The sequence below is a fragment of the Olleya sp. 1-3 genome (genome assembly GCF_002836085.1).
Taxonomy (GTDB): domain Bacteria; phylum Bacteroidota; class Bacteroidia; order Flavobacteriales; family Flavobacteriaceae; genus Olleya; species Olleya namhaensis.
Window position 1 is genome coordinate 402,230 of the sequence record NZ_PJBW01000058.1, and the last position, 19,899, is coordinate 422,128.

Consider the following 19,899-nt stretch of genomic DNA (forward strand, 5'->3'; position numbering starts at 1 on the left):
CAAAAAAACAAATGAGCTATTTAGATGCTACAAACGATTTATATAAAGAAGCTGCTTTAACACCAGATGTTGGATTATGCTGTACCACTAATCCTATATGGGAATTACCAGGTCTTAAGATTCCTAAAATCATGCAGGAGATGAACTACGGTTGTGGTAGTACTGTAAACGCAAGAGATTTAACTAACAACCCCAAAATGTTATATGTTGGTGTTGGTGGTGGTATGGAATTATTGCAATTCGCTTATTTTAACCGTCAAAAAGGTGGTGTTATTGGTGTGGATGTTGTAGATGAAATGCTAGAAGCGTCTCGTCAAAACTTTATCGAAGCCGAAGCACAAAACGATTGGTTTAAAAGCGAATTTGTGGATCTTGTAAAAGGAGATGCTTTAAATCTTAACGTAGCAGACAATTCTATTGATGTGGCAGCACAAAACTGTTTATTCAATATTTTTAAAGCGGAAGATTTAAAGAAAGCAATTGACGAAATGTACCGTGTATTAAAACCTCATGGTAAATTAGTAATGAGCGATCCTACTTGTGAGCAAGAAATGAATGACACATTACGTAATGATGACAGATTACGTGCTTTATGCTTAAGCGGAAGTTTACCAATTGCAGACTACGTAAAAGCATTGACTGATGCCGGTTTTGGAACCATAGAAATTAGAGCTAGAAAACCTTACAGAATTTTAGATCCTAAAAACTACCCAACAGACGAGTTAATTTATATAGAATCTATAGAAATAGCTGCTATTAAAGATCCAATGCCAGAAGATGGTCCTTGCATATTTACTGGTAAAGCAGCCATTTACTATGGAGACAAAGACTTTTTTGATGATAAAAAAGGACACATTTTACTTAAAAATCAACCTATAGCTATCTGCGATAAAACAGCAGGAGACATTGCTGCTTTAGGTAGAGACGATATTTTTATTAGCCAATCTACAGATCACTATGATGGTGGTGGCTGTTGTTAAGTAATAAATGTTACACGATGTGCTATTTAAATGCAATAATTTAGCGTGATGGAAAAATATATAGACATTATAAAAAACGCCTATTTTGGTTATTGGAACTATCTAAAACACCAAATTATATTCCCAAATAACTGGGACAACTTTTTTTATGGGTTAATCATAATATCGTTAGTCGTTTGGGGTTTAGAGATTGTGTTTCCTTGGCGTAAAAACCAATCTATTTTCCGTAAAGATTTTTGGTTGGACACGTTTTATATGTTCTTTAATTTCTTTTTGCTAAATCTTATCATTTTAATAGCACTAACTAATACTGCTGCTGGTTTTTTTGATGATATTTTAGGTGTTGTTGGTTTATCTATTTCTAACTTTCAGCTGTTTGATGTTGACAATTTACCATTATGGTTAGGCTTATTTATATTTTTTATAATCTCTGACTTTACACAATGGATTACACATAATTTATTACATCGTTTTGAGTTTTTATGGAACTTCCATAAAGTACACCACAGTGTTAAAGAAATGGGCTTTGCAGCACATTTACGTTACCACTGGATGGAACCTATTTTATATAAATCCATGTTATACATTCCTGTTGCAATTATTGGTGGTTTTGATGCACAACATGTAGCAATAGTGCATTTTTTCGCAATCACTGTTGGGCACTTAAATCATGCCAATTTAGGTTGGGATTATGGGGCTTTAAAATATGTGTTTAACAATCCAAAAATGCACATTTGGCATCATGTAAAACACTTACCAAAAAACATAACTTATGGAGTAAACTTTGGGATCACGTTAAGTATTTGGGATTATATTTTTAAAACCAATTACATTCCGCATGATGGTCGTGATATCGAGTTAGGTTTTGAAGGTGACGAAACGTTTCCAAAAGATTTTATTAGTCAAGAATTATATCCTTTAAAAAAATGAAAAACAGCATCGTATTAATTTTAATTATCTTGTTTAGTTCTTGTTGTAATGCAAAAAAAGTTGCTCAAGACACCACAAAACCAATCCAAGAATCGACTGTTTTACAGGAGCAAGCTGTCGCTGAAATTAAAACAGATGATTTAGTACTGAAAGAAAACACTATTCAAGAAACTGAAAACATAAAAGCAAAAGACACTATTATTCAAAAGGAATTCAATCAAATCCTTACTAAAACTGAGCATTCTAACATTCATTTTTTATGGAATGAGCTATTACAAAAACATGTTTCTGATAACGGAAATGTAAACTATAAATCATTTAAAACTGATCATAAAAAATTACTAGAATACATACATATTTTAGCTTTATTAAAGTCCAAACCCGAATTTGATTCTATTTCTAAAAACGAAAAACTAGCCTATTGGATTAATGCATACAATGCATTAACAATAGATTTAATTATAAAAAATTATCCTGTAAAAAGCATTAAAGACATTAAAGACCCTTGGGGCCAAAAACTTTGGGAACTAGGAGACAAATGGTATAGTTTAGAAGACATTGAGCATGAAATTTTGCGTAAAATGGACGAACCTCGTATTCACTTCGCGATTGTTTGCGCCTCTTATTCTTGTCCTAAATTACAAAATACTGCATTTACAGCTTCAAGTTTAGAAACACAATTAACTGCTGCAACTACACAGTTTTTAAGCGATACTAAACGTAACGAGATCAAAGAAAACAGTTTGAAATTATCAAAAATATTTAAATGGTTTGATAAAGATTTTGAGCAAAATGGCAGTTTGATTGACTTTTTAAACAAGTATACAGACGTAACCATTTCAGCGAAAGCTAAAATTAGCTATAAAGATTACAACTGGGACTTAAATAACTAAAACCAATCTAATAAAACTTACGTAAATAAAGCATGATAAGCATTATTATTCCGGTTTTAAACGAAGCTGAACACATTACTGAGCTCTTATATCATTTAATTGATAACGCCTCATTAAACACCATTCAAGAGATTATTGTTGTTGATGGCGGAAGCACGGACAATACCGTTTCAATTATCAATACATTAGGTTTAAACATTAAAGTGTTGCATTCTGAAAAAGGACGTGCTAAACAAATGAATATTGGTGCTAAAGCTTCAAAAGGAGACATTCTTTATTTTTTACATGCCGACTCTTTTCCACCAAACAGATACGATCATTTAATTTTAGAAGAAATTAAAAAAGGAAATAACGCAGGTTGTTTCAGGTTACAATTTGATAGTAAACATTGGTGGTTACGTTTGGCTAGTTGGTTAACTAAATTTTCATGGAGAGCTAGTCGCGGTGGTGATCAAAGTCAATTTATTACCAAAGCATTATTTAATGATATTGGTGGTTTTAACGAAACATATACAATCTACGAAGACAATATTTTGATTAACGAGTTGTATAAACGTAATGAATTTGTAGTTATCAACCACAAACTTAAAACCTCTGCAAGACGCTACGAGAAACATGGAATTTGGAAACTACAATATCACTTTTGGGTAATATATGTCAAAAAATGGTTTGGCGCTTCTGCGGAAGACTTGCATCATTACTACAAAAAACATATTTGCTAGAAATATTGCCCAATACCAAAGACTAAACCTTGACCATCTTTTTCTGAGACTCCGTAGCCATAATCTATTCTAAAAATAGCATTAAATATAGATTTGTGTATAAAGCGCAAACCAACACCAGGAAAAACCCTAAAGTTATCAGCGTCACTAAAATCGCCAAAATCACCTCCTGGATTACGCCAGCTTCCTGCATCAACAAACGCATTACCTTGCAACGCAAACCAACCTTTTTCGTATAAGGTGTGTCTATACTCTGTATTAACCACAATAGCACCTGTACCTCTATCAATGGTATTACCGACACCTCTAATATTTAAATTATTATCTACTGAAAACGGAGCAAATGGTGTGTCATCATTACTAGAAAAACCAACACGCATTCGTGTCGCCCAATTCCCTTTCTGCCCTACTCTTTTGTAGTAATTAAAATCGTTCCAACCAATTAAAAACTCGGGTAAGTCATCACTAGTAGACGTCACATATTGCAAATTTAACTGACTCTTAAAACCAGATACGTATTGATAATTATAATCTAGGTTGTTATATTCGTAAATACCCTTGTATAATAATTTTTTGACACTTAATTCCTGAGGCACACTAAGACTTGTAGCTCCTGACATGTATTGATATTCTTCTAAAAAATAATTAATTCCAAATTCAAAACGGTTATTAAAATTAGGTTGATATAAACCCAAAACTTCAAAAGACTTATTTCTATACTTATAATCTGATGTTGTATTATCAAAAAAGACAGGTTCTAACGTTTGCAAATCTTGATGATTTACCGCCAAACCAAACCGACGACTAAACAAAAAAGGTGCTCTAAAATTAATACCATAAGAACTAAAAATATCCTTTTGATAAAAACCTCCAAAAATCATATTTTGACCTAACAAATTAAATTCATAAACACCTAAACGGTAAGCAAACTCGCCATCATTAGATGTATAAACATTAAAAGAAGGAATAATAGTAAAATTTTCTTCAATATTATAAAACACATTATAATTGCCATTTTCCGACGGAAACACTTGATAATACGCATGAGATACGGATGGCAAACGTTTTAATAATTTAATATCTTCCTCTAGTTGCATGGAGTCTAACACTGCTCCTGCTTTTGCTATAGCTATTTTTTTTACAAAACTAGATTTCAGTTTTTTATTACCTTGAATTTTCACATCTGTAATGTTTTGAGAGTGCATTACAATGGTTGCTAGTAGGCTTAATAAAAACAGAAAATATTTCATTTAATTTACTTTATAATGTTCTTTAATTACAGTTTCTGCGGGCTTATTTTGCGGTGTAAAACGGTTGTTTTCCAGCCCTCCAACTTTATCGTGGTTAATAAACCATTTCCACACAAAACCACCTGCAAACCAATCTTCGTTCCAAAAGGTTTTAAATAACGCTTTTGTGGTATTAACTTGAGCGTCCAGATTTACCTTACTTTCTACACGGTCTACAGTCCAAGGTGCTTTACCAGAATAATCTATACTGCGGTATCCAAACTCTGTAAACAAAATAGGTTTATTATACTTTTCAGAAAACGTTTTGAGTGTTTCTTTATGCTTAGCCCAACCTTTTAAACACTCTTCTATTGTTGGAGTTTTACTATCGCTAACCGGAAAATAGGCATCGACACCAATATAATCTAACTGATTCCAAAATGGTGTTTTTTCAAACTCATTCCAATTGGCAGCGTAGGTTAATTTACCTTTATAAATGGCGCGAATATCTTTAATTAACTTAGACCAATATTCTGGTCTAGCAGCAACAAATTTTTCTAACTCTGTACCAATGCAAAAAATCTCAGTATTGGTATCTTCTGCTACTTGAGCAAAAGCTAAAATAAATTTTGAATACGTGCTTTCAAACGTTAGCCAATCGGCTTCGGTTGTCATTTCTAAAAACCCAGTAAACTCTCCTTTCCATACCCATATTTGTGGTTTAAGCATGGCATTAATATTGTTCTTTTTTAACGAATTAATATATTGCTTACCACCTGTAAGGGTTTCTCCAAACCATTGTCTTTCCTTATCATAATTAACTACTGGATGTGCCAAGTCTTTAATCATAGCAAAAGGCATTATGGCCGCATAATTAGCATTTATATTTAGTAAAGGTGCTATGTTTTTTTGAATAATACTATCTCTATGTGCGACGTAACTTACGCCATTAATTTTTTCAACCTGAGCCGTACAAGACTGAAGTAACACAATTAGAAGTAATAGAGGATTAATGCGCATTTTTTTTTGACTAAATATAAATAAATCCCGCTTTTCAGCAGGATATATTTGACATATTATTTTATGACTATTCTAGAATAAAGCTCTTAAACCAATATTAAAAGATTGCCCTAACCCTGTATTATTACCTCTTACAAATGTTGTGTATAACGTTTCAATATTTAAAACGTCACTAATTTGATACTTTGCACCACCACCAACTGCTGTAAAATCTTGTTCAAAATCGTTACCAGTATCAATACGTTGTGAATGTTGCACTAATCCTAAAACAGTAAATTTAGAACTCGGGAAATAACTTAAAAACAAACCTGGTGTTAAACTTAAACTGTTATTAGCAAAACTCTCTTCCTTTTTACCAAAGTGATACTCTGTATTAAGCTCCGTAAATAATTGCCATTTAGAGTTAAAATTATAATCATAGAAAAAACGGTTTTGAAAAGTAAATCCTTTTTGATCTAAAAACACCCCATTTTCACTTTCGTTATCTACCAAAGGAATATGAAATGCGGTTTGAATGGTAAAATTACTCACACTTTTAATCGGGTTAAACTTAATTGCAGGCGCAAAAGATGTAAATCCAGAACGTGCAGTATTTGTCTCTCCATCAAATTTAAAAACATCTAAAGCATCACGATCTCCAATAACATTAGATCTAAATTCTAATAATAAACCAACATTAAAACGGTTGCTATCGCTAAGTCCTGTAAACACATCAACTGTGGATGTAAAATAAGTCTCTCTAGCTTCTGTACCAGATGTAAACGTACTTTCGTTTTGAGTATATAGGTTATTAAAAAACTTAATATCCCATTGTCCTTTACTTAATAGTTTAGATGGTGTATATGTTTGGATGTTACTAGTTGTTTCAGTTTGATCTTCTTGACTAAAACCTGCAAAGGTTGTTGATAAAGCAAGTAATACAATGGTTAATTTTCTCATGTTTTGTGTGTGTTTTAATTTCCGCGAAAGCGTTATTTTATTATTGTTTATTTAATTTCCAGTTATACGTAAAATAGGTCAGCTTATAATTTTCAGGTATTTTATTAGTTCTGTATTTATTTATAAATTGAATTTCGGTCATTCCATTTTGCACAAAATCTTCGTTATACCATTTCATTATTTCAGAACCTGCTACGGTTTCTTTTTTATCATTAACCTTAATAAAATAATCACCATTTAAAGCCAATTTGGTTTGTTGTTCCAACTGCGCTTCCAAAGTTTTTGGCATATAAGCTTCTGCAATTAAAGGCGGACAACCAATAGCGCCACAAACTAGCACAAAATGAAATCTTGCATCCTTAAAATTAGCTCTTAACAATTCGTTTTCTATAGTATTTAAAGTCACCTTTTTACCAGCCAAACTGTATGTAGTTTTATCAAAAAAACCAGATTTATCTAAAGGTGATGCTATTGGATAATTATCCACAATCCCTTTTATAACGGATAAGTTATAGGCATTAATCCAAAAGGCTTGGTAGTTTTTAGCATCTGCTTTTGTTACAGACACCTTGTTAGCAATTGTTAAAATAGAGGTTAAAGTTTCTGAGTTTTCCTTTACTGCTTTGTAATCTACTTTACCTTTAGCCACGTGTGCTTTTAAAAAGGCATCCGTTTGTATAAAAAAGTCGTCAAGGATTTGCGCTTTCGCGGAAAACAGTCCGCAGAATACTAGTAATATTATTAGGTTATTTTTCATCATTTATCAAGTTTTAATTACTTACAACATGCTTTAAGTCTTAACAATTGCGCTAAACTTTCAAAAAAAAAGAAATAAAATTCACGTCTTATTTTTAATTAGAACCTTACACACTTTTTGTTATTTAAAAAGATTCTAAACTAAAAATCCAATTAAGTTTTTAACTTTAAAACCGACAGACTATCTAACAAACTAAATTTATGGAACACATCGTCATTATAGGAAACGGGATTTCTGGAGTTACTCTAGCAAGACACGTCAGAAAATTATCGGACAAAAAAATAACAATTGTTTCTGCCGAAACGGATTATTTTTTCTCAAGAACCGCCTTAATGTACGTATACATGGGACACATGAAGTTTGAACACACGCAACCTTACGAGAATTGGTTTTGGGAGAAAAACCGAATTGAGCTAAAAAAAGGATACGTAAATAGTATTGACACAGATAACAAAACCTTATTATTTACCGAAGGAGACACTTTAGTTTATGATAAATTAATTATTGCAACAGGTAGTAAACCTAACAAATTTGGTTGGCCAGGTCAAGATTTAAATGGTGCGCAAGGTTTATATAGCAAACAAGATTTGGATAGTATGGAACAAATCGCTCCGGATAATAAAGCTTGCAAACGTGCAGTAATTGTTGGTGGTGGATTAATTGGTATTGAAATGGCAGAAATGTTTAACTCAAGAAACATACCGGTCACTTTTTTAGTTAGAGAATCTAGTTTTTGGAATGGCGTGTTGCCTGAAGGCGAAAGTCAAATGATTAACAGACATATTAAAAACCATCATATAGATTTAAGATTAAGCACCAATTTAAAAGAAATTAAATCGGACGGAAACGGAAATATCAAATCTATTATAATTGAAGAAACTGGAGAAGAGCTAGAATGTAACTTTGTTGGATTAACAGCAGGTGTATCGCCTAATGTTTCGTTTTTAAAAGACTCAAAAATCGAAATTAATAGAGGGATTTTAGTTAACCGTTACTTAGAGACCAACGTTAAAGACGTGTATGCCATTGGTGATTGTGCAGAGCAACACGAAGCAATTGGAAACAGACGTCCAATTGAAGCCGTTTGGTATACAGGACGTATGATGGGCGAAACTTTAGCCCAAACATTATGCGGTAATAAACTACAATACAAACCAGGACATTGGTTTAATAGTGCTAAATTTTTAGATATCGAATACCAAACCTACGGTTGGGTATTTGGAGAGCGTGGACGTCCAGAATACGAAAAACACTTCCATTGGAAACATGAAGACGACACCAAATGTATAACCGTAGCCTACAACAAAGACACTAAAGCGTTTTTAGGTATTAATACTTTTGGAATCCGAATGCGTCATGAAACGTTTGACACATGGCTGACAGAACAACGTGACGTTGATTATGTTATCAATCATTTAAAAGAAGCCAATTTTGATCCAGAATTTTACAAACATTTTGAAAATCAAATTTTAGAGACTTACAATAACCAAATGCAAACAGCCTAACCTTTCCAGATATGAGTAATAAATTAAACCATAGTATGTCATTAGCATCTCCTGATGCGTTTCATATATCAACAAAACAAAAGTTTGCTTTAGGTATTGGACTTGTTGGATTATTAATACTAGCGCTAGCTTTATTTAATGTAAATCTACCTAATACCGCATTATTTTTAACCTTAGCTATCGGACTAATTTCAGTAGGTATTGTAATTTATTCTAGAGAAGCCTATTTAACAAAATTAGAAGGAATAAAAAACGACGGTACCTGGTTTAAATCCATTTCCTCCAGAGGTTTTTGGGGTTGGGCTTTAGGTATAATATTAACAAGCTTTTATATTGTATTATACTTTTACCCACAATATTTAGGATTAGCCAAAGATGGCGCTCCAAATACTGGTTTGGTTGGTTTATTTGACCCTTTAAGTAATTTATTAAGTGGACGTAATGCTAGCCAATGGTTTGTGTACGGATCATTATATACTATTGCAATACTTGCTTTTGGTTATAAGTTTATATTAAAATATAGACACAACCGTTACCAACAAATACGTACCATGTCTGTTATGTTTTTTCAATTAGGGTTTGCCTTTTTGATTCCAGAATTTATGTATGTCATGAATAATGACTTACCATATTACGATCTAAAAAGTGTTTGGCCACTTAACTATTATCTTTTTGACGAGTGGTCTGTTAAAGGCTTTTTATCTAATGGTAATCTTGGTTTAGCCTTAATAATATTTGGTATTGTATCTACCTTTTTAATAACCCCTATTTTAACATACAAATACGGAAAACGTTGGTATTGCTCATGGGTTTGTGGATGTGGTGGATTGGCAGAAACTGCGGGAGATAGTTTTAGACAATTATCATCAAAAAAACTTTCTGCTTGGAAGTTAGAGCGCTGGTTAATACATACGGTTTTAGTGTTTTCTGTAGTTATGACCACTGCTATGGTATATAGCTATTTAGGTAAAGACAGTAATAACTTTTGGTTAACACGTGATGTTTTTATTACATCAGTAATAGTATTTTTAACTATCATTTTTGCTGCAGTAATGTACTTTAGAGGTAAAGAGCTTGGTAAAGATGCAAAAGCTGGTGCTATAGGTTATGCTGTTGTAATTGCATTATTATTATTCATGCATTTTACATCTACTACAGAGCAACTGTTTTTTGTTAAAGGAACCGCTTTAAGATCTACTTACGGTATTTACATAGGGTCTATCTTTTCTGGAGTAATAGGTACTGGTTTTTATCCAATATTAGGAAGTCGTTCTTGGTGCCGATTTGGATGTCCAATGGCAGCTATATTAGGATTTCAGCAACGTATGTTTTCTAAATTTAGAATAACAACTAACGGAGGACAATGTATCTCTTGTGGTAACTGTTCTAACAGTTGCGAGATGGGAATTGATGTTCGTGCTTACGCACAAAAAGGAGAAAACATAGTGCGTTCTAGTTGTGTTGGATGTGGTGTTTGTAGTGCGGTTTGCCCAAGAGGAGTTTTAAAATTAGAAAACGACTCAATGGAAGGACGTATAAACCCAACAGAAGTATTACTTGGTAACGATGTAGACTTAATGGATTTTGTAAACAAAAAATAAACGTCCATTTTTAATCATGAAACCCTTTATAGTATATCTGTTTTTAGTTTTAAGCGTTGGCGCTTACGCGGAAAAAACCTATGTCACCACATACTTTGATAATGGCAACATACAATCCAAAGGATGGACTATTGACAATAACAAAACCGATTTTTGGATCTATTATTATCCAAACGGAAATGTTGAAAAAAAAGGAAATTACAAAAACAATCTAAAAACAGATTTCTGGATATTTTTTCATGATAACAACATAGTAAAAGCAAAAGGACGTTTTGCATCTGATTTAAAAACCGAGTATTGGAAGTACTATTTTGAAAGTAACACCTTAGAAAAAGAAGGTAATTACACCAATAATAACGCTAATGGCTATTGGAAAACATACCATAAAAACACCAATTTAAAAAGTCAAGGACGTTATATAAATGGCGCTAAAACGGGCTATTGGAAAACATATCACGACAATACTAAAAGCAAAAGCGAAGGGAATTATCTTAATGGTTTAAAAAATAAATTCTGGAAATTCTATCATAACAACGCAGTAATATCTAAATTTGGAAGCTTTAACCAAAACCTAAAAGTTGGCTACTGGCAATATTTCCGCGAAAGCGGTAAAAAAGAAAAGGAAGGCCATTATCTAACCGATAAAAAGGTAAAATGGTGGTTGTTTTATGATGACAACGAAAAAATAAATCATAAATGCCAACTCAAAGACAACCAAAAAAACGGGTATTGTCTAATGTATAAAAACGAAGCGTTGATATCTGCTGTAAAATACAAAGCAGGACAAAAAATAAAAGAATGGACCGATTTAAAGTCCTTCAAAAAAGAAAATAAATTAAGCGACCTTAAATGACCAAAATAAAAGTCATCATTCCTGCCTATAACGAGCAAGACTCGATTGCACATGTAATTAAAGATATACCTTCTATAGTGGACGAGGTGATTGTGGTTAGCAACAACTCGACAGATTTAACAGAGGCTAATGCTAAAAACGCAGGTGCAACTGTGTTACAAGAAAGTAATAAAGGTTATGGTTACGCCTGTTTAAAAGGTATGGATTATATCGCTAAACAAGATAGTAAACCTGACATTGTGGTGTTTTTAGATGGAGATTATAGTGATTTCCCTGAAGAGTTAACCAAAATTGTAGCACCTATTATAGATCAAAACATAGACTTTGTTATTGGAGCACGTGTTAAAAACTTAAGAGAAGAAGGCAGTATGATGCCACAACAAGTGTTTGGTAATTGGTTAGCAACAACCTTAATGTCACTTTTTTTTGGTGCTAAATTTTCAGACTTAGGACCATTTAGAGCCATTAAATATGATAAACTACTGGCGCTGAATATGGAAGACAAAACCTATGGCTGGACAGTAGAAATGCAACTTAAAGTATTAAAGCAAAAATTAAGCTATATAGAAGTTCCTGTAAACTACAGAAATAGAATTGGTGTCTCAAAAGTTTCAGGAACAATAAAAGGTAGTATATTTGCTGGCGTTAAAATACTAACGTGGATTTTTAAATACAGTTTTAAAAAGTGATTCTCGAAACCATTACCATTATTATTTATAGCATTGCGCTAGTTCTTATCTTTATGTATGCCTTGGCACAATTAAACCTTTTGTTTAATTACCTAGCAGCAAAAAAGAAAGAAGAAAACGGACCAAAATTCAACTTTAATAACTCGGAAGAAATTCCACTAGTAACTATTCAACTTCCCGTTTATAACGAGTTGTATGTTATGGATCGTCTATTGGACAACATAGCCTTAATGGACTATCCAAAAGACAAATTAGAGATACAAGTTTTAGACGACTCTACAGATGAGACCGTTGCCACTACAAAAGCACATGTAGACCAATTAAAAGCACAAGGATTAGACATTGTCCATATTACTAGAACCAACAGACAAGGTTTTAAAGCAGGTGCTTTAAAAGAAGGTTTAGAAATAGCAAAAGGAGAATACATTGCTATTTTTGATGCCGATTTTTTACCAGAACCAAATTGGCTTAAAAAAACCATTCCGTTTTTTAAAGATCCAGAAATTGGTGTGGTTCAAACACGCTGGGGACACATTAACAGAGACTATTCCACACTAACAAAAATACAAGCCTTTGCTTTAGACGCACACTTTACTTTAGAGCAAGTTGGACGTAGCAGTAAAGGACATTTTATAAACTTTAACGGTACCGCTGGTGTATGGCGTAAAACCTGCGTCTTAGATGCTGGTAATTGGGAAGGTGATACATTGACAGAGGATTTAGATTTAAGTTACAGAGCGCAGCTTAAAAACTGGAAATTCAAGTACTTAGAAGATGTAGAGACACCTGCAGAACTTCCTGTGGTAATTAGCGCAGCAAGATCACAACAGTTTAGATGGAACAAAGGTGGTGCAGAAAACTTCCAAAAAATGTTTGGACGCGTCGTTAAAAGTAAAAACATTTCTGCTAAAACTAAACTTCACGGGTTATTACACTTATTAAATAGTACTATGTTTTTAAACGTACTAATAGTTGGTATTTTAAGTATCCCGATGTTATACATTAAAAACGAATATGCACACCTAAGACCATACTTTTATGTGATGAGCTTTTTTGTGGTTAGTACAATTATCTTTTTTGTATGTTATTGGGTTATGTACAAGCAAAGTCATGGTAATACTTTCAAAGACTTTTTAAAATATATCGCACTATTTTTTACCTTTTTCTCGATAGCAATGGGCTTTTCTTTACACAACTCTATTGCAGTATTAGAAGGTCATATTGGTAAGCGTAGTGAGTTTGTACGTACTCCAAAATTTAATATTAGTACAATAAAAGACAGTTGGAAAGGCAATAAATATTTACGTAAAAACATATCTATTAATGTTATTTTTGAAGGTGCATTAATGCTATACTTTGCGTTTGGTATGTACAGTGCTTTTGTGGTTGGAGATAAGGGTGGAGACTTTGGTTTATTCCCTTTTCACTTAATGTTAACCATAGGATTTGGATTTGTGTTTTTCAAATCACTAACCTCTAAAGCCTAATATTTTGGGCGTTACCACAAGGGTCGCGTCTTCCATTATATCTTTTCTGCGATACAGTTTTGCTTTCATTTAAAACTATTTTATAAAGCAAACCCTTGGTAAATAGCAAAGACTTGTTTTACAATATCGCAAAAAAGGATGCCATTTCAACCGCTAACGCAGGACGCATCATGCTTAATACATTCTTTTTAAAAACTAACAAATTAACACTACTGCTAATACTAGCTAGTTTTTGCCTGTACGGTGTATTTGCTTATGATTTAGCTAGAACAGACCACACCAATCTAATCTCCATTTATATTGTATTATTTGGATTATTCCTTAAAATAGTAAACAACAATAAAGACAACTTTACCCTTTTAGTTGGTATTGCAATAATAAGTAGATTAGTATTTTTGCTAGCCATACCTAATCTATCACAAGATTTTTACCGTTTTATTTGGGACGGACGTATGATATTGCAAGGATTTAATCCTTACTTGCATACACCTGCAAGTTTTATAACATTAGGAGAGTATCCAATAAGCCAAGCGCAACAACTAGTAGTAGGCATGCAAGAGCTTAATGCCAGCCACTACTCCAATTACCCTCCCATAAACCAACTACTTTTTATTGTAGCCAATCTATTCTCTTCATCAAACATATTAGGATCAGTAATAGGATTAAGACTTATAATAATAGCAGCAGATATCGGAACCCTTTATTTTGGTGCCAAGCTATTAAAAAGACTCGGACTATCCCAACATAAAATATTCTGGTACATCTTAAACCCATTTATTATAATAGAACTAACAGGTAATTTACATTTTGAAGGTGTAATGTTATTCTTCTTAATCCTAAGTTTATACTTATTACATAAAAACAAATGGCAATGGGCTGCAGTTGTCTTTGCGTTATCTATTTCGACAAAATTAGTCCCGTTACTATTTTTACCATTATTTATAAAATGGTTTAGGCTTAAAGAAAATCACGCTAAAATAGATTTGAAAAAACTAATTAGCTTTTATTTAATAATAGGGACAGCAACACTTTTGTTATTTGCACCGTTTTTCTCAATGACGTTTATAAATAACTATTCTAAAACTGTAGGGTTATGGTTTGGTAATTTCGAGTTTAACGCAAGCCTCTATTATTTAGCAAGAGAAGTTGGTTATTTTATAACAGGCTATAATCAAATAGCAATAATAGGTAAAATATTACCTGTCATAATATTTACATCTATCTGGTGCCTTGCACTATTTAGAAAAAACCAAGTATTTAGTACCTTAGTAAAAAGTATGCTAATTGCTTTTACAATATACTTACTGCTAAGTACTACAGTTCACCCTTGGTACATCGCGTCTATCTTATTACTATCCGTATTTACAAATTATAAATACGCAATAGTTTGGAGCTTTATAGTTATTATAAGTTATTTGGCATACGCCAACGCCGATAATACAGAGAATTTATGGATCATTGGCGCCGAGTATTTAGTAGTGTATGCGATAATAATTTTCGAATTATTTACAAAAGGTAGACGTTTAGAGATCAAATAAAATTAAAACGTAAAAATAAAACACCTTTCAAAAACGTTGTTAGCTTATACCAATATAAAGATTAGCAACTTTACATAATATAGTATCAACAGTTTAAGATTGCCCAAAAGATATCAACAGACTTATTAAATAAAAGTTGCATCACTATTTGGTAATCAAATATATAATCGTAAATTTGCAAACTCTTTTTGAGAGAGGAATGTTTAATAAAAAATAATTAATAACGTGGACACAATAAGCTACAAAACGATTTCAGCAAACAAAGCTACTGTAGATAAGCAGTGGGTTTTAGTAGATGCAGAAGGTCAAACATTAGGGCGTTTGTCTTCTAAAGTTGCAAAACTAATTAGAGGAAAGCACAAGCCTAGCTTCACACCGCATGTTGATTGTGGAGATAACGTAATTGTTATCAATGCAGAAAAAATCAACTTATCAGGAAACAAGTGGAATGACAAAACGTACATTCGTCACACAGGTTACCCAGGTGGACAAAGAAGTTTAACTGCTACAGAAATGTTCGGAAAAGATCCAGCAAGGTTAGTAGAAAAATCAGTAAAAGGAATGTTACCTAAAAACAAATTAGGTGCAGCATTATTCCGTAATTTAAATGTTGTTGTTGGTACAGCTCATGCTCATGAAGCGCAAAAGCCAACAGTAATTAACTTAAACGAATTCAAGTAATGGAAGTAATTCACAAAATTGGTCGTCGTAAGACCGCAGTTGCTCGTGTTTACCTATCTGAAGGAAAAGGTAATATTACGATTAACAAAAAAGACATTAAAGACTACTTCGATACTGCAACTTTACAATACAAAGTAAACCAACCATTAGCTTTAACAGAGAATGAAGGTGTATTTGATATTAAAGTAAACGTATTTGGTGGTGGTATTACAGGTCAAGCAGAAGCTATCCGTTTAGCGATCTCTCGTGCAATGTGCGAAATCGATCCAGAAAACAGATTAGTATTGAAACCTGAAGGATTAATGACAAGAGACCCAAGAATGGTTGAGCGTAAAAAATTCGGACAGAAAAAAGCGCGTAAGAAATTCCAATTCTCTAAACGTTAATATCCAGAATCATGTACAAAATTTGTTTTACAGATTCTTGTTCATATTCAAACTAAATTAAAAGGTACTGATGTAAAATCAGTATAAACACAGTTATTGTTGTCCTAGTGTCTTTAAAAACAAAATACACAGGATTTAGTCTAGCATCTAAATAATTAAGGCGAATTTATTTATAAATGACCACTTAATTATTGCTAATTCACAAGAACGTAAACTATTACAAAATGGCAGTAGAAGTAAAAGAATTACTTGAAGCAGGTGTACATTTCGGTCACCTTACACGTAAGTGGGATCCAAATATGGCACCTTACGTTTATATGGAGCGTAACGGTATCCATATAATCAATCTATATAAAACAGCAGCTAAAATCGAAGAAGCTGGAGATGCATTAGCAAAAATTGCAGCTTCAGGTCGTAAGATTTTATTTGTTGCAACAAAAAAGCAAGCAAAAGATATCGTAGCAGAAAAAGCAGGTAGCATTAACATGCCTTTCATTACTGAAAGATGGCCTGGTGGAATGCTAACTAACTTTGTTACTATCCGTAAGGCAATCAAAAAGATGGCTACTATTGATAGAATGAAGAAAGACGGTACGTTTTTAACGTTATCTAAAAAAGAACGTTTACAAGTTGATCGTTTAAGAGCTAAGTTAGAGAAAAACTTAGGTTCTATCGTAGACATGACGCGTTTACCTGGTGCTTTATTTGTTGTTGATATTAAACGTGAGCATATCGCGATTAAAGAAGCTCAAAAATTAAACATTCCAATTTTTGCAATGGTAGATACTAACTCTGATCCACGTCAAGTAGATTACGTAATACCAGCAAATGATGATGCTTCAAAATCAATTGACAAAATCTTAACGCACGTAATTGATGCTGTATCTGCAGGATTAAACGAACGTAAAGCAGAAAAAGCAGACAAGGAAGCAGCTAAAGCTAGTAAAGATGCAGCTAAAGTAGAGAAAAAAGCAGCACCTAAAAAAGCAGTAGTAGCTAAAGACGAAGAAGAATAAAATAACATTTACAAAACACTAATAAGTCGTTTGATTCTTTTCTTTGTTGAAAAATAATTAAACGACTTTTTTTAAATTATACTTATTATGAGCGAAGTAAAAATTTCAGCAGCACAAGTAAACGAACTAAGAAAAGCTACTGGAGCAGGAATGATGGACTGCAAAAAAGCATTAGTTGAAGCAGGTGGTGATTTTGACAAAGCAATTGACGTTTTACGTAAAAAAGGTCAAAAAGTAGCAGAAAAAAGAGCTGACAGAGATTCTTCTGAAGGTGCTGCTGCAGTAAGAATTAACGCTGACAACACTGTAGGTGTTGCAATCGTATTAGGATGTGAAACTGATTTTGTTGGTAAAAATGAATCATTTTTAGCATTAGCAGGTCAATTCGCAGACATCGCACTTAACTTTGATAACAAAGAAGACTTCTTAGCTGCAGACTTTGGAGGTATGACAGTTGCAGAAAAATTAGTTGAACAAACTGGTGTAGTAGGTGAAAAATTAGAAATCAACGCTTTTGAAAGATTAGAAGCTCCTTATGTTGGTTCTTACGTTCACATTAACAAAATTGGTGCTTTAGTTGGTTTATCTGAAAAAGAAGAAACTGTTGGTAAAGACGTAGCAATGCAAGTAGCTTCTATGGGAGCAACTTCATTATCATACAAAGATTTTGACCCTGCATTTGTTGCCTCAGAAACTGAAGCTAGAATTGCCGTAATTGAAAAAGATAACATCGAATTAGGACGTTTAGGAAAAACATTAAAAAATGTACCTCAGTACATTTCTATGTCTCAATTAACTCCTGAAGTTATTACTCAAGCTGAAGAAGCTGCTAAAGCAGAATTAAAAGCTGAAGGTAAGCCAGAACAAATTTGGGACAAAATTTTACCTGGTAAAATGGACCGTTTCATCTCTGACAACACAACTTTAGATCAAGAACAATGTTTATTAGATCAACGTTTTATTAAAGACGAAAAAGTAACTGTTGAAGCTTACGTAGCAACTAAAAATGTTACTGTAACAGATTTCAAACGTGTATCTTTAGGATAGACTAACTATTTTTTATTTCCGCGTAAGCGAAAAATTTAAAAATAATTATACATATTTAAAACCACTACTCTATTTTTAGAGTTAGTGGTTTTTTTTATGCATAAAAACACTTAGCTTTGCTAAACTTTCAGTACGACTTATAAAACTTCAATAATGCACTATTCTTATAAACAAGAGAAGTACAAGCCGGAAGTAACATGTCACCAGCTAAAAACAATATAACACACACATGAAATATAAACGCATACTCCTAAAATTATCAGGTGAAGCCCTAATGGGAAACCGTCAATATGGTATAGATCCAGAACGCCTTTCTGAATATGCTCAAGAAATTAAAGCAGTTACAGAAAAAGGTGTTGAAGTAGCCATAGTTATTGGTGGCGGAAACATTTTTAGAGGTGTGGCTGGGGCTATGAATGGAATGGATCGTGTACAAGGTGACCATATGGGAATGCTTGCAACCGTTATTAACGGTTTAGCTTTACAGCAAGCACTAGAAGATGCTGACATTAAAACTAGATTACAAACTGCCATTAAAATTAACGAAGTCGCAGAACCTTTTATCCGTAGAAAAGCAATGAGCCATTTACGCAAAGGACGTGTTGTTATTTTTGGAGGTGGAACAGGTAATCCTTATTTTACTACAGATTCTGCTGCGGTTTTAAGAGCTATTGAGATTGAAGCTGATGTTATTTTAAAAGGAACACGTGTAGACGGTATTTATAATACAGATCCAGAAAAAGATAGCGCAGCTATTAAATTTGATCACATCACTTTTGATGACGTTTTACGTAAAGGTCTAAAAGTAATGGATACTACAGCATTTACATTAAGTCAAGAAAATGACCTTCCAATTATTGTATTTGATATGAATACAAAAGGGAATTTAATGAAAGTAGTGTCAGGAGAAAAAATAGGAACACAAGTAAGTTTATAATTAGAATACTATATTACGTTTAAAATTGGCTCGCTTTTTGAAAGTCAATAAGTATTAAATCACATTACCATGAACGAAGACATTACATTTATAATAGACAGCACAAAAGAAGCAATGGAAAAAGCCATTAAGCATCTTGAAAAACAATTTGTAAACATTAGGGCTGGAAAAGCAAGTCCTGCCATGTTAGGAAGTGTTATGGTTGATTATTATGGGTCGCAGACACCATTAAGTCAAGTTGCCAACGTTAACACACCTGATGGTCGTACAATTACAGTACAGCCTTGGGAAAAAAACATGCTTCAAGCTATAGAAAAAGCAATTATGATTGCCAATCTTGGTTTTAACCCAATGAATAATGGTGATTTATTAATTATTAGTGTACCACCATTAACTGAAGAGCGTAGACGTGAACTTGCTAAGCAAGCAAAAGTAGAATCTGAAGATGCTAAAGTTGGTATAAGAAGTGCACGTAAAGATGCAAACAACGATATTAAGAAAACGGAAGATGCTTCTGAAGATATTCAGAAAAACGCAGAAGCAGATGTACAAGCATTAACGGATAAATACGTTAAGAAAATTGAAGAACTGCTTTCTAGTAAAGAAACTGAGATCATGACAGTATAATCTTAAAAGCGACTAATTAGTCGCTTTTTTTATAACTTTTATTAAAATTAAACGTTTTAGTA

At 32.9% G+C, this 19,899-nt stretch carries 20 protein-coding genes; 16 read left to right on the top strand and 4 right to left on the bottom strand.

Annotation, left to right across the window (positions count from 1 at the left end):
- Window positions 1-11: 11 nt before the first annotated feature.
- Genes arsM through CXF54_RS14875 form a run of 4 tightly spaced genes read left to right on the top strand, consistent with a single transcriptional unit; the run spans window position 12 to window position 3,525 of the window.
- Window positions 12-980: an arsenosugar biosynthesis arsenite methyltransferase ArsM gene (gene arsM / locus CXF54_RS14860; RefSeq protein WP_101204103.1), complete on the top strand. Its 969-nt coding sequence runs from the start codon at window positions 12-14 to the stop codon at window positions 978-980.
- A 48-nt stretch (window positions 981-1,028) separates the two neighbouring features.
- Window positions 1,029-1,910 carry a sterol desaturase family protein gene (locus CXF54_RS14865; RefSeq protein WP_101204104.1) on the top strand — a complete coding sequence of 294 codons (882 nt, stop codon included), beginning with the start codon at window positions 1,029-1,031 and terminating at the stop codon, window positions 1,908-1,910.
- Window positions 1,907-2,803, top strand: coding sequence for a DUF547 domain-containing protein (locus tag CXF54_RS14870; protein WP_101204105.1), 897 nt, complete (start codon window positions 1,907-1,909; stop codon window positions 2,801-2,803). The genes CXF54_RS14865 and CXF54_RS14870 overlap by 4 nt, the downstream gene beginning before the upstream one ends.
- 32 nt (window positions 2,804-2,835) lie before the next feature.
- A complete protein-coding gene (locus tag CXF54_RS14875; RefSeq protein ID WP_090838025.1) occupies window positions 2,836-3,525 on the top strand; it encodes a TIGR04283 family arsenosugar biosynthesis glycosyltransferase in 690 nt (229 codons plus the stop codon).
- On the opposite strand, the gene CXF54_RS14880 is transcribed toward CXF54_RS14875, so the two are convergent.
- From CXF54_RS14880 to CXF54_RS14895, 4 genes are all read right to left on the bottom strand, one after another.
- A complete protein-coding gene (locus tag CXF54_RS14880) occupies window positions 3,522-4,775 on the bottom strand; it encodes an outer membrane protein assembly factor (protein ID WP_101204106.1) in 1,254 nt (417 codons plus the stop codon). The two genes, CXF54_RS14875 and CXF54_RS14880, sit on opposite strands and share 4 nt — an antisense overlap.
- Window positions 4,776-5,774 (bottom strand): glycoside hydrolase family 113, encoded by a 999-nt coding sequence (locus tag CXF54_RS14885; protein WP_101204107.1) that lies wholly within the window; start codon window positions 5,772-5,774, stop codon window positions 4,776-4,778.
- Between the two features lie 72 nt (window positions 5,775-5,846).
- Window positions 5,847-6,713 carry a hypothetical protein gene (locus CXF54_RS14890; RefSeq protein WP_090838030.1) on the bottom strand — a complete coding sequence of 289 codons (867 nt, stop codon included), beginning with the start codon at window positions 6,711-6,713 and terminating at the stop codon, window positions 5,847-5,849.
- Window positions 6,714-6,753: 40 nt separating this feature from the next.
- Window positions 6,754-7,473 carry a DUF547 domain-containing protein gene (locus tag CXF54_RS14895; RefSeq protein WP_317044453.1) on the bottom strand — a complete coding sequence of 240 codons (720 nt, stop codon included), beginning with the start codon at window positions 7,471-7,473 and terminating at the stop codon, window positions 6,754-6,756.
- Window positions 7,474-7,670: 197 nt separating this feature from the next.
- Here CXF54_RS14895 and CXF54_RS14900 point away from each other — a divergent pair, with 197 nt between their 5' ends.
- The 12 genes from CXF54_RS14900 to frr all read left to right on the top strand — a co-directional run bounded on the left by CXF54_RS14900 (window position 7,671) and on the right by frr (window position 19,837).
- The gene (locus tag CXF54_RS14900) at window positions 7,671-8,975 is read left to right on the top strand and encodes an NAD(P)/FAD-dependent oxidoreductase (protein WP_101204109.1); all 1,305 of its coding nucleotides are present in this window, start codon (window positions 7,671-7,673) and stop codon (window positions 8,973-8,975) included.
- A gap of 11 nt (window positions 8,976-8,986) precedes the next feature.
- A complete protein-coding gene (locus CXF54_RS14905; protein ID WP_101204110.1) occupies window positions 8,987-10,576 on the top strand; it encodes a 4Fe-4S binding protein in 1,590 nt (529 codons plus the stop codon).
- A gap of 16 nt (window positions 10,577-10,592) precedes the next feature.
- Window positions 10,593-11,429 carry a toxin-antitoxin system YwqK family antitoxin gene (locus tag CXF54_RS15745; protein WP_157823478.1) on the top strand — a complete coding sequence of 279 codons (837 nt, stop codon included), beginning with the start codon at window positions 10,593-10,595 and terminating at the stop codon, window positions 11,427-11,429.
- The gene (locus tag CXF54_RS14915; protein ID WP_101204111.1) at window positions 11,426-12,118 is read left to right on the top strand and encodes a glycosyltransferase family 2 protein; all 693 of its coding nucleotides are present in this window, start codon (window positions 11,426-11,428) and stop codon (window positions 12,116-12,118) included. The genes CXF54_RS15745 and CXF54_RS14915 overlap by 4 nt, the downstream gene beginning before the upstream one ends.
- Window positions 12,115-13,605, top strand: a complete 1,491-nt coding sequence (locus tag CXF54_RS14920; protein ID WP_101204112.1) for a cellulose synthase family protein — start codon at window positions 12,115-12,117, stop codon at window positions 13,603-13,605. Before CXF54_RS14915 ends, CXF54_RS14920 begins: the two co-directional genes overlap by 4 nt.
- Before the next feature lie 95 nt (window positions 13,606-13,700).
- A complete protein-coding gene (gene mptB / locus CXF54_RS14925) occupies window positions 13,701-15,143 on the top strand; it encodes a polyprenol phosphomannose-dependent alpha 1,6 mannosyltransferase MptB (RefSeq protein ID WP_317044454.1) in 1,443 nt (480 codons plus the stop codon).
- A gap of 225 nt (window positions 15,144-15,368) precedes the next feature.
- Window positions 15,369-15,824, top strand: coding sequence for a 50S ribosomal protein L13 (gene rplM, locus CXF54_RS14930; RefSeq protein ID WP_090838043.1), 456 nt, complete (start codon window positions 15,369-15,371; stop codon window positions 15,822-15,824).
- The gene (gene rpsI, locus CXF54_RS14935; protein ID WP_090838045.1) at window positions 15,824-16,210 is read left to right on the top strand and encodes a 30S ribosomal protein S9; all 387 of its coding nucleotides are present in this window, start codon (window positions 15,824-15,826) and stop codon (window positions 16,208-16,210) included. The genes rplM and rpsI overlap by 1 nt, the downstream gene beginning before the upstream one ends.
- A 224-nt stretch (window positions 16,211-16,434) precedes the next feature.
- A complete protein-coding gene (gene rpsB / locus CXF54_RS14940) occupies window positions 16,435-17,226 on the top strand; it encodes a 30S ribosomal protein S2 (protein ID WP_090838046.1) in 792 nt (263 codons plus the stop codon).
- Window positions 17,227-17,313: 87 nt separating this feature from the next.
- Window positions 17,314-18,273, top strand: coding sequence for a translation elongation factor Ts (tsf, locus tag CXF54_RS14945; protein ID WP_090838048.1), 960 nt, complete (start codon window positions 17,314-17,316; stop codon window positions 18,271-18,273).
- A gap of 229 nt (window positions 18,274-18,502) precedes the next feature.
- Window positions 18,503-19,210, top strand: coding sequence for a UMP kinase (gene pyrH, locus CXF54_RS14950; protein ID WP_090838050.1), 708 nt, complete (start codon window positions 18,503-18,505; stop codon window positions 19,208-19,210).
- A gap of 69 nt (window positions 19,211-19,279) precedes the next feature.
- Window positions 19,280-19,837 carry a ribosome recycling factor gene (gene frr / locus CXF54_RS14955; RefSeq protein WP_090838053.1) on the top strand — a complete coding sequence of 186 codons (558 nt, stop codon included), beginning with the start codon at window positions 19,280-19,282 and terminating at the stop codon, window positions 19,835-19,837.
- The last annotated feature ends 62 nt before the right edge of the window (window positions 19,838-19,899 follow it).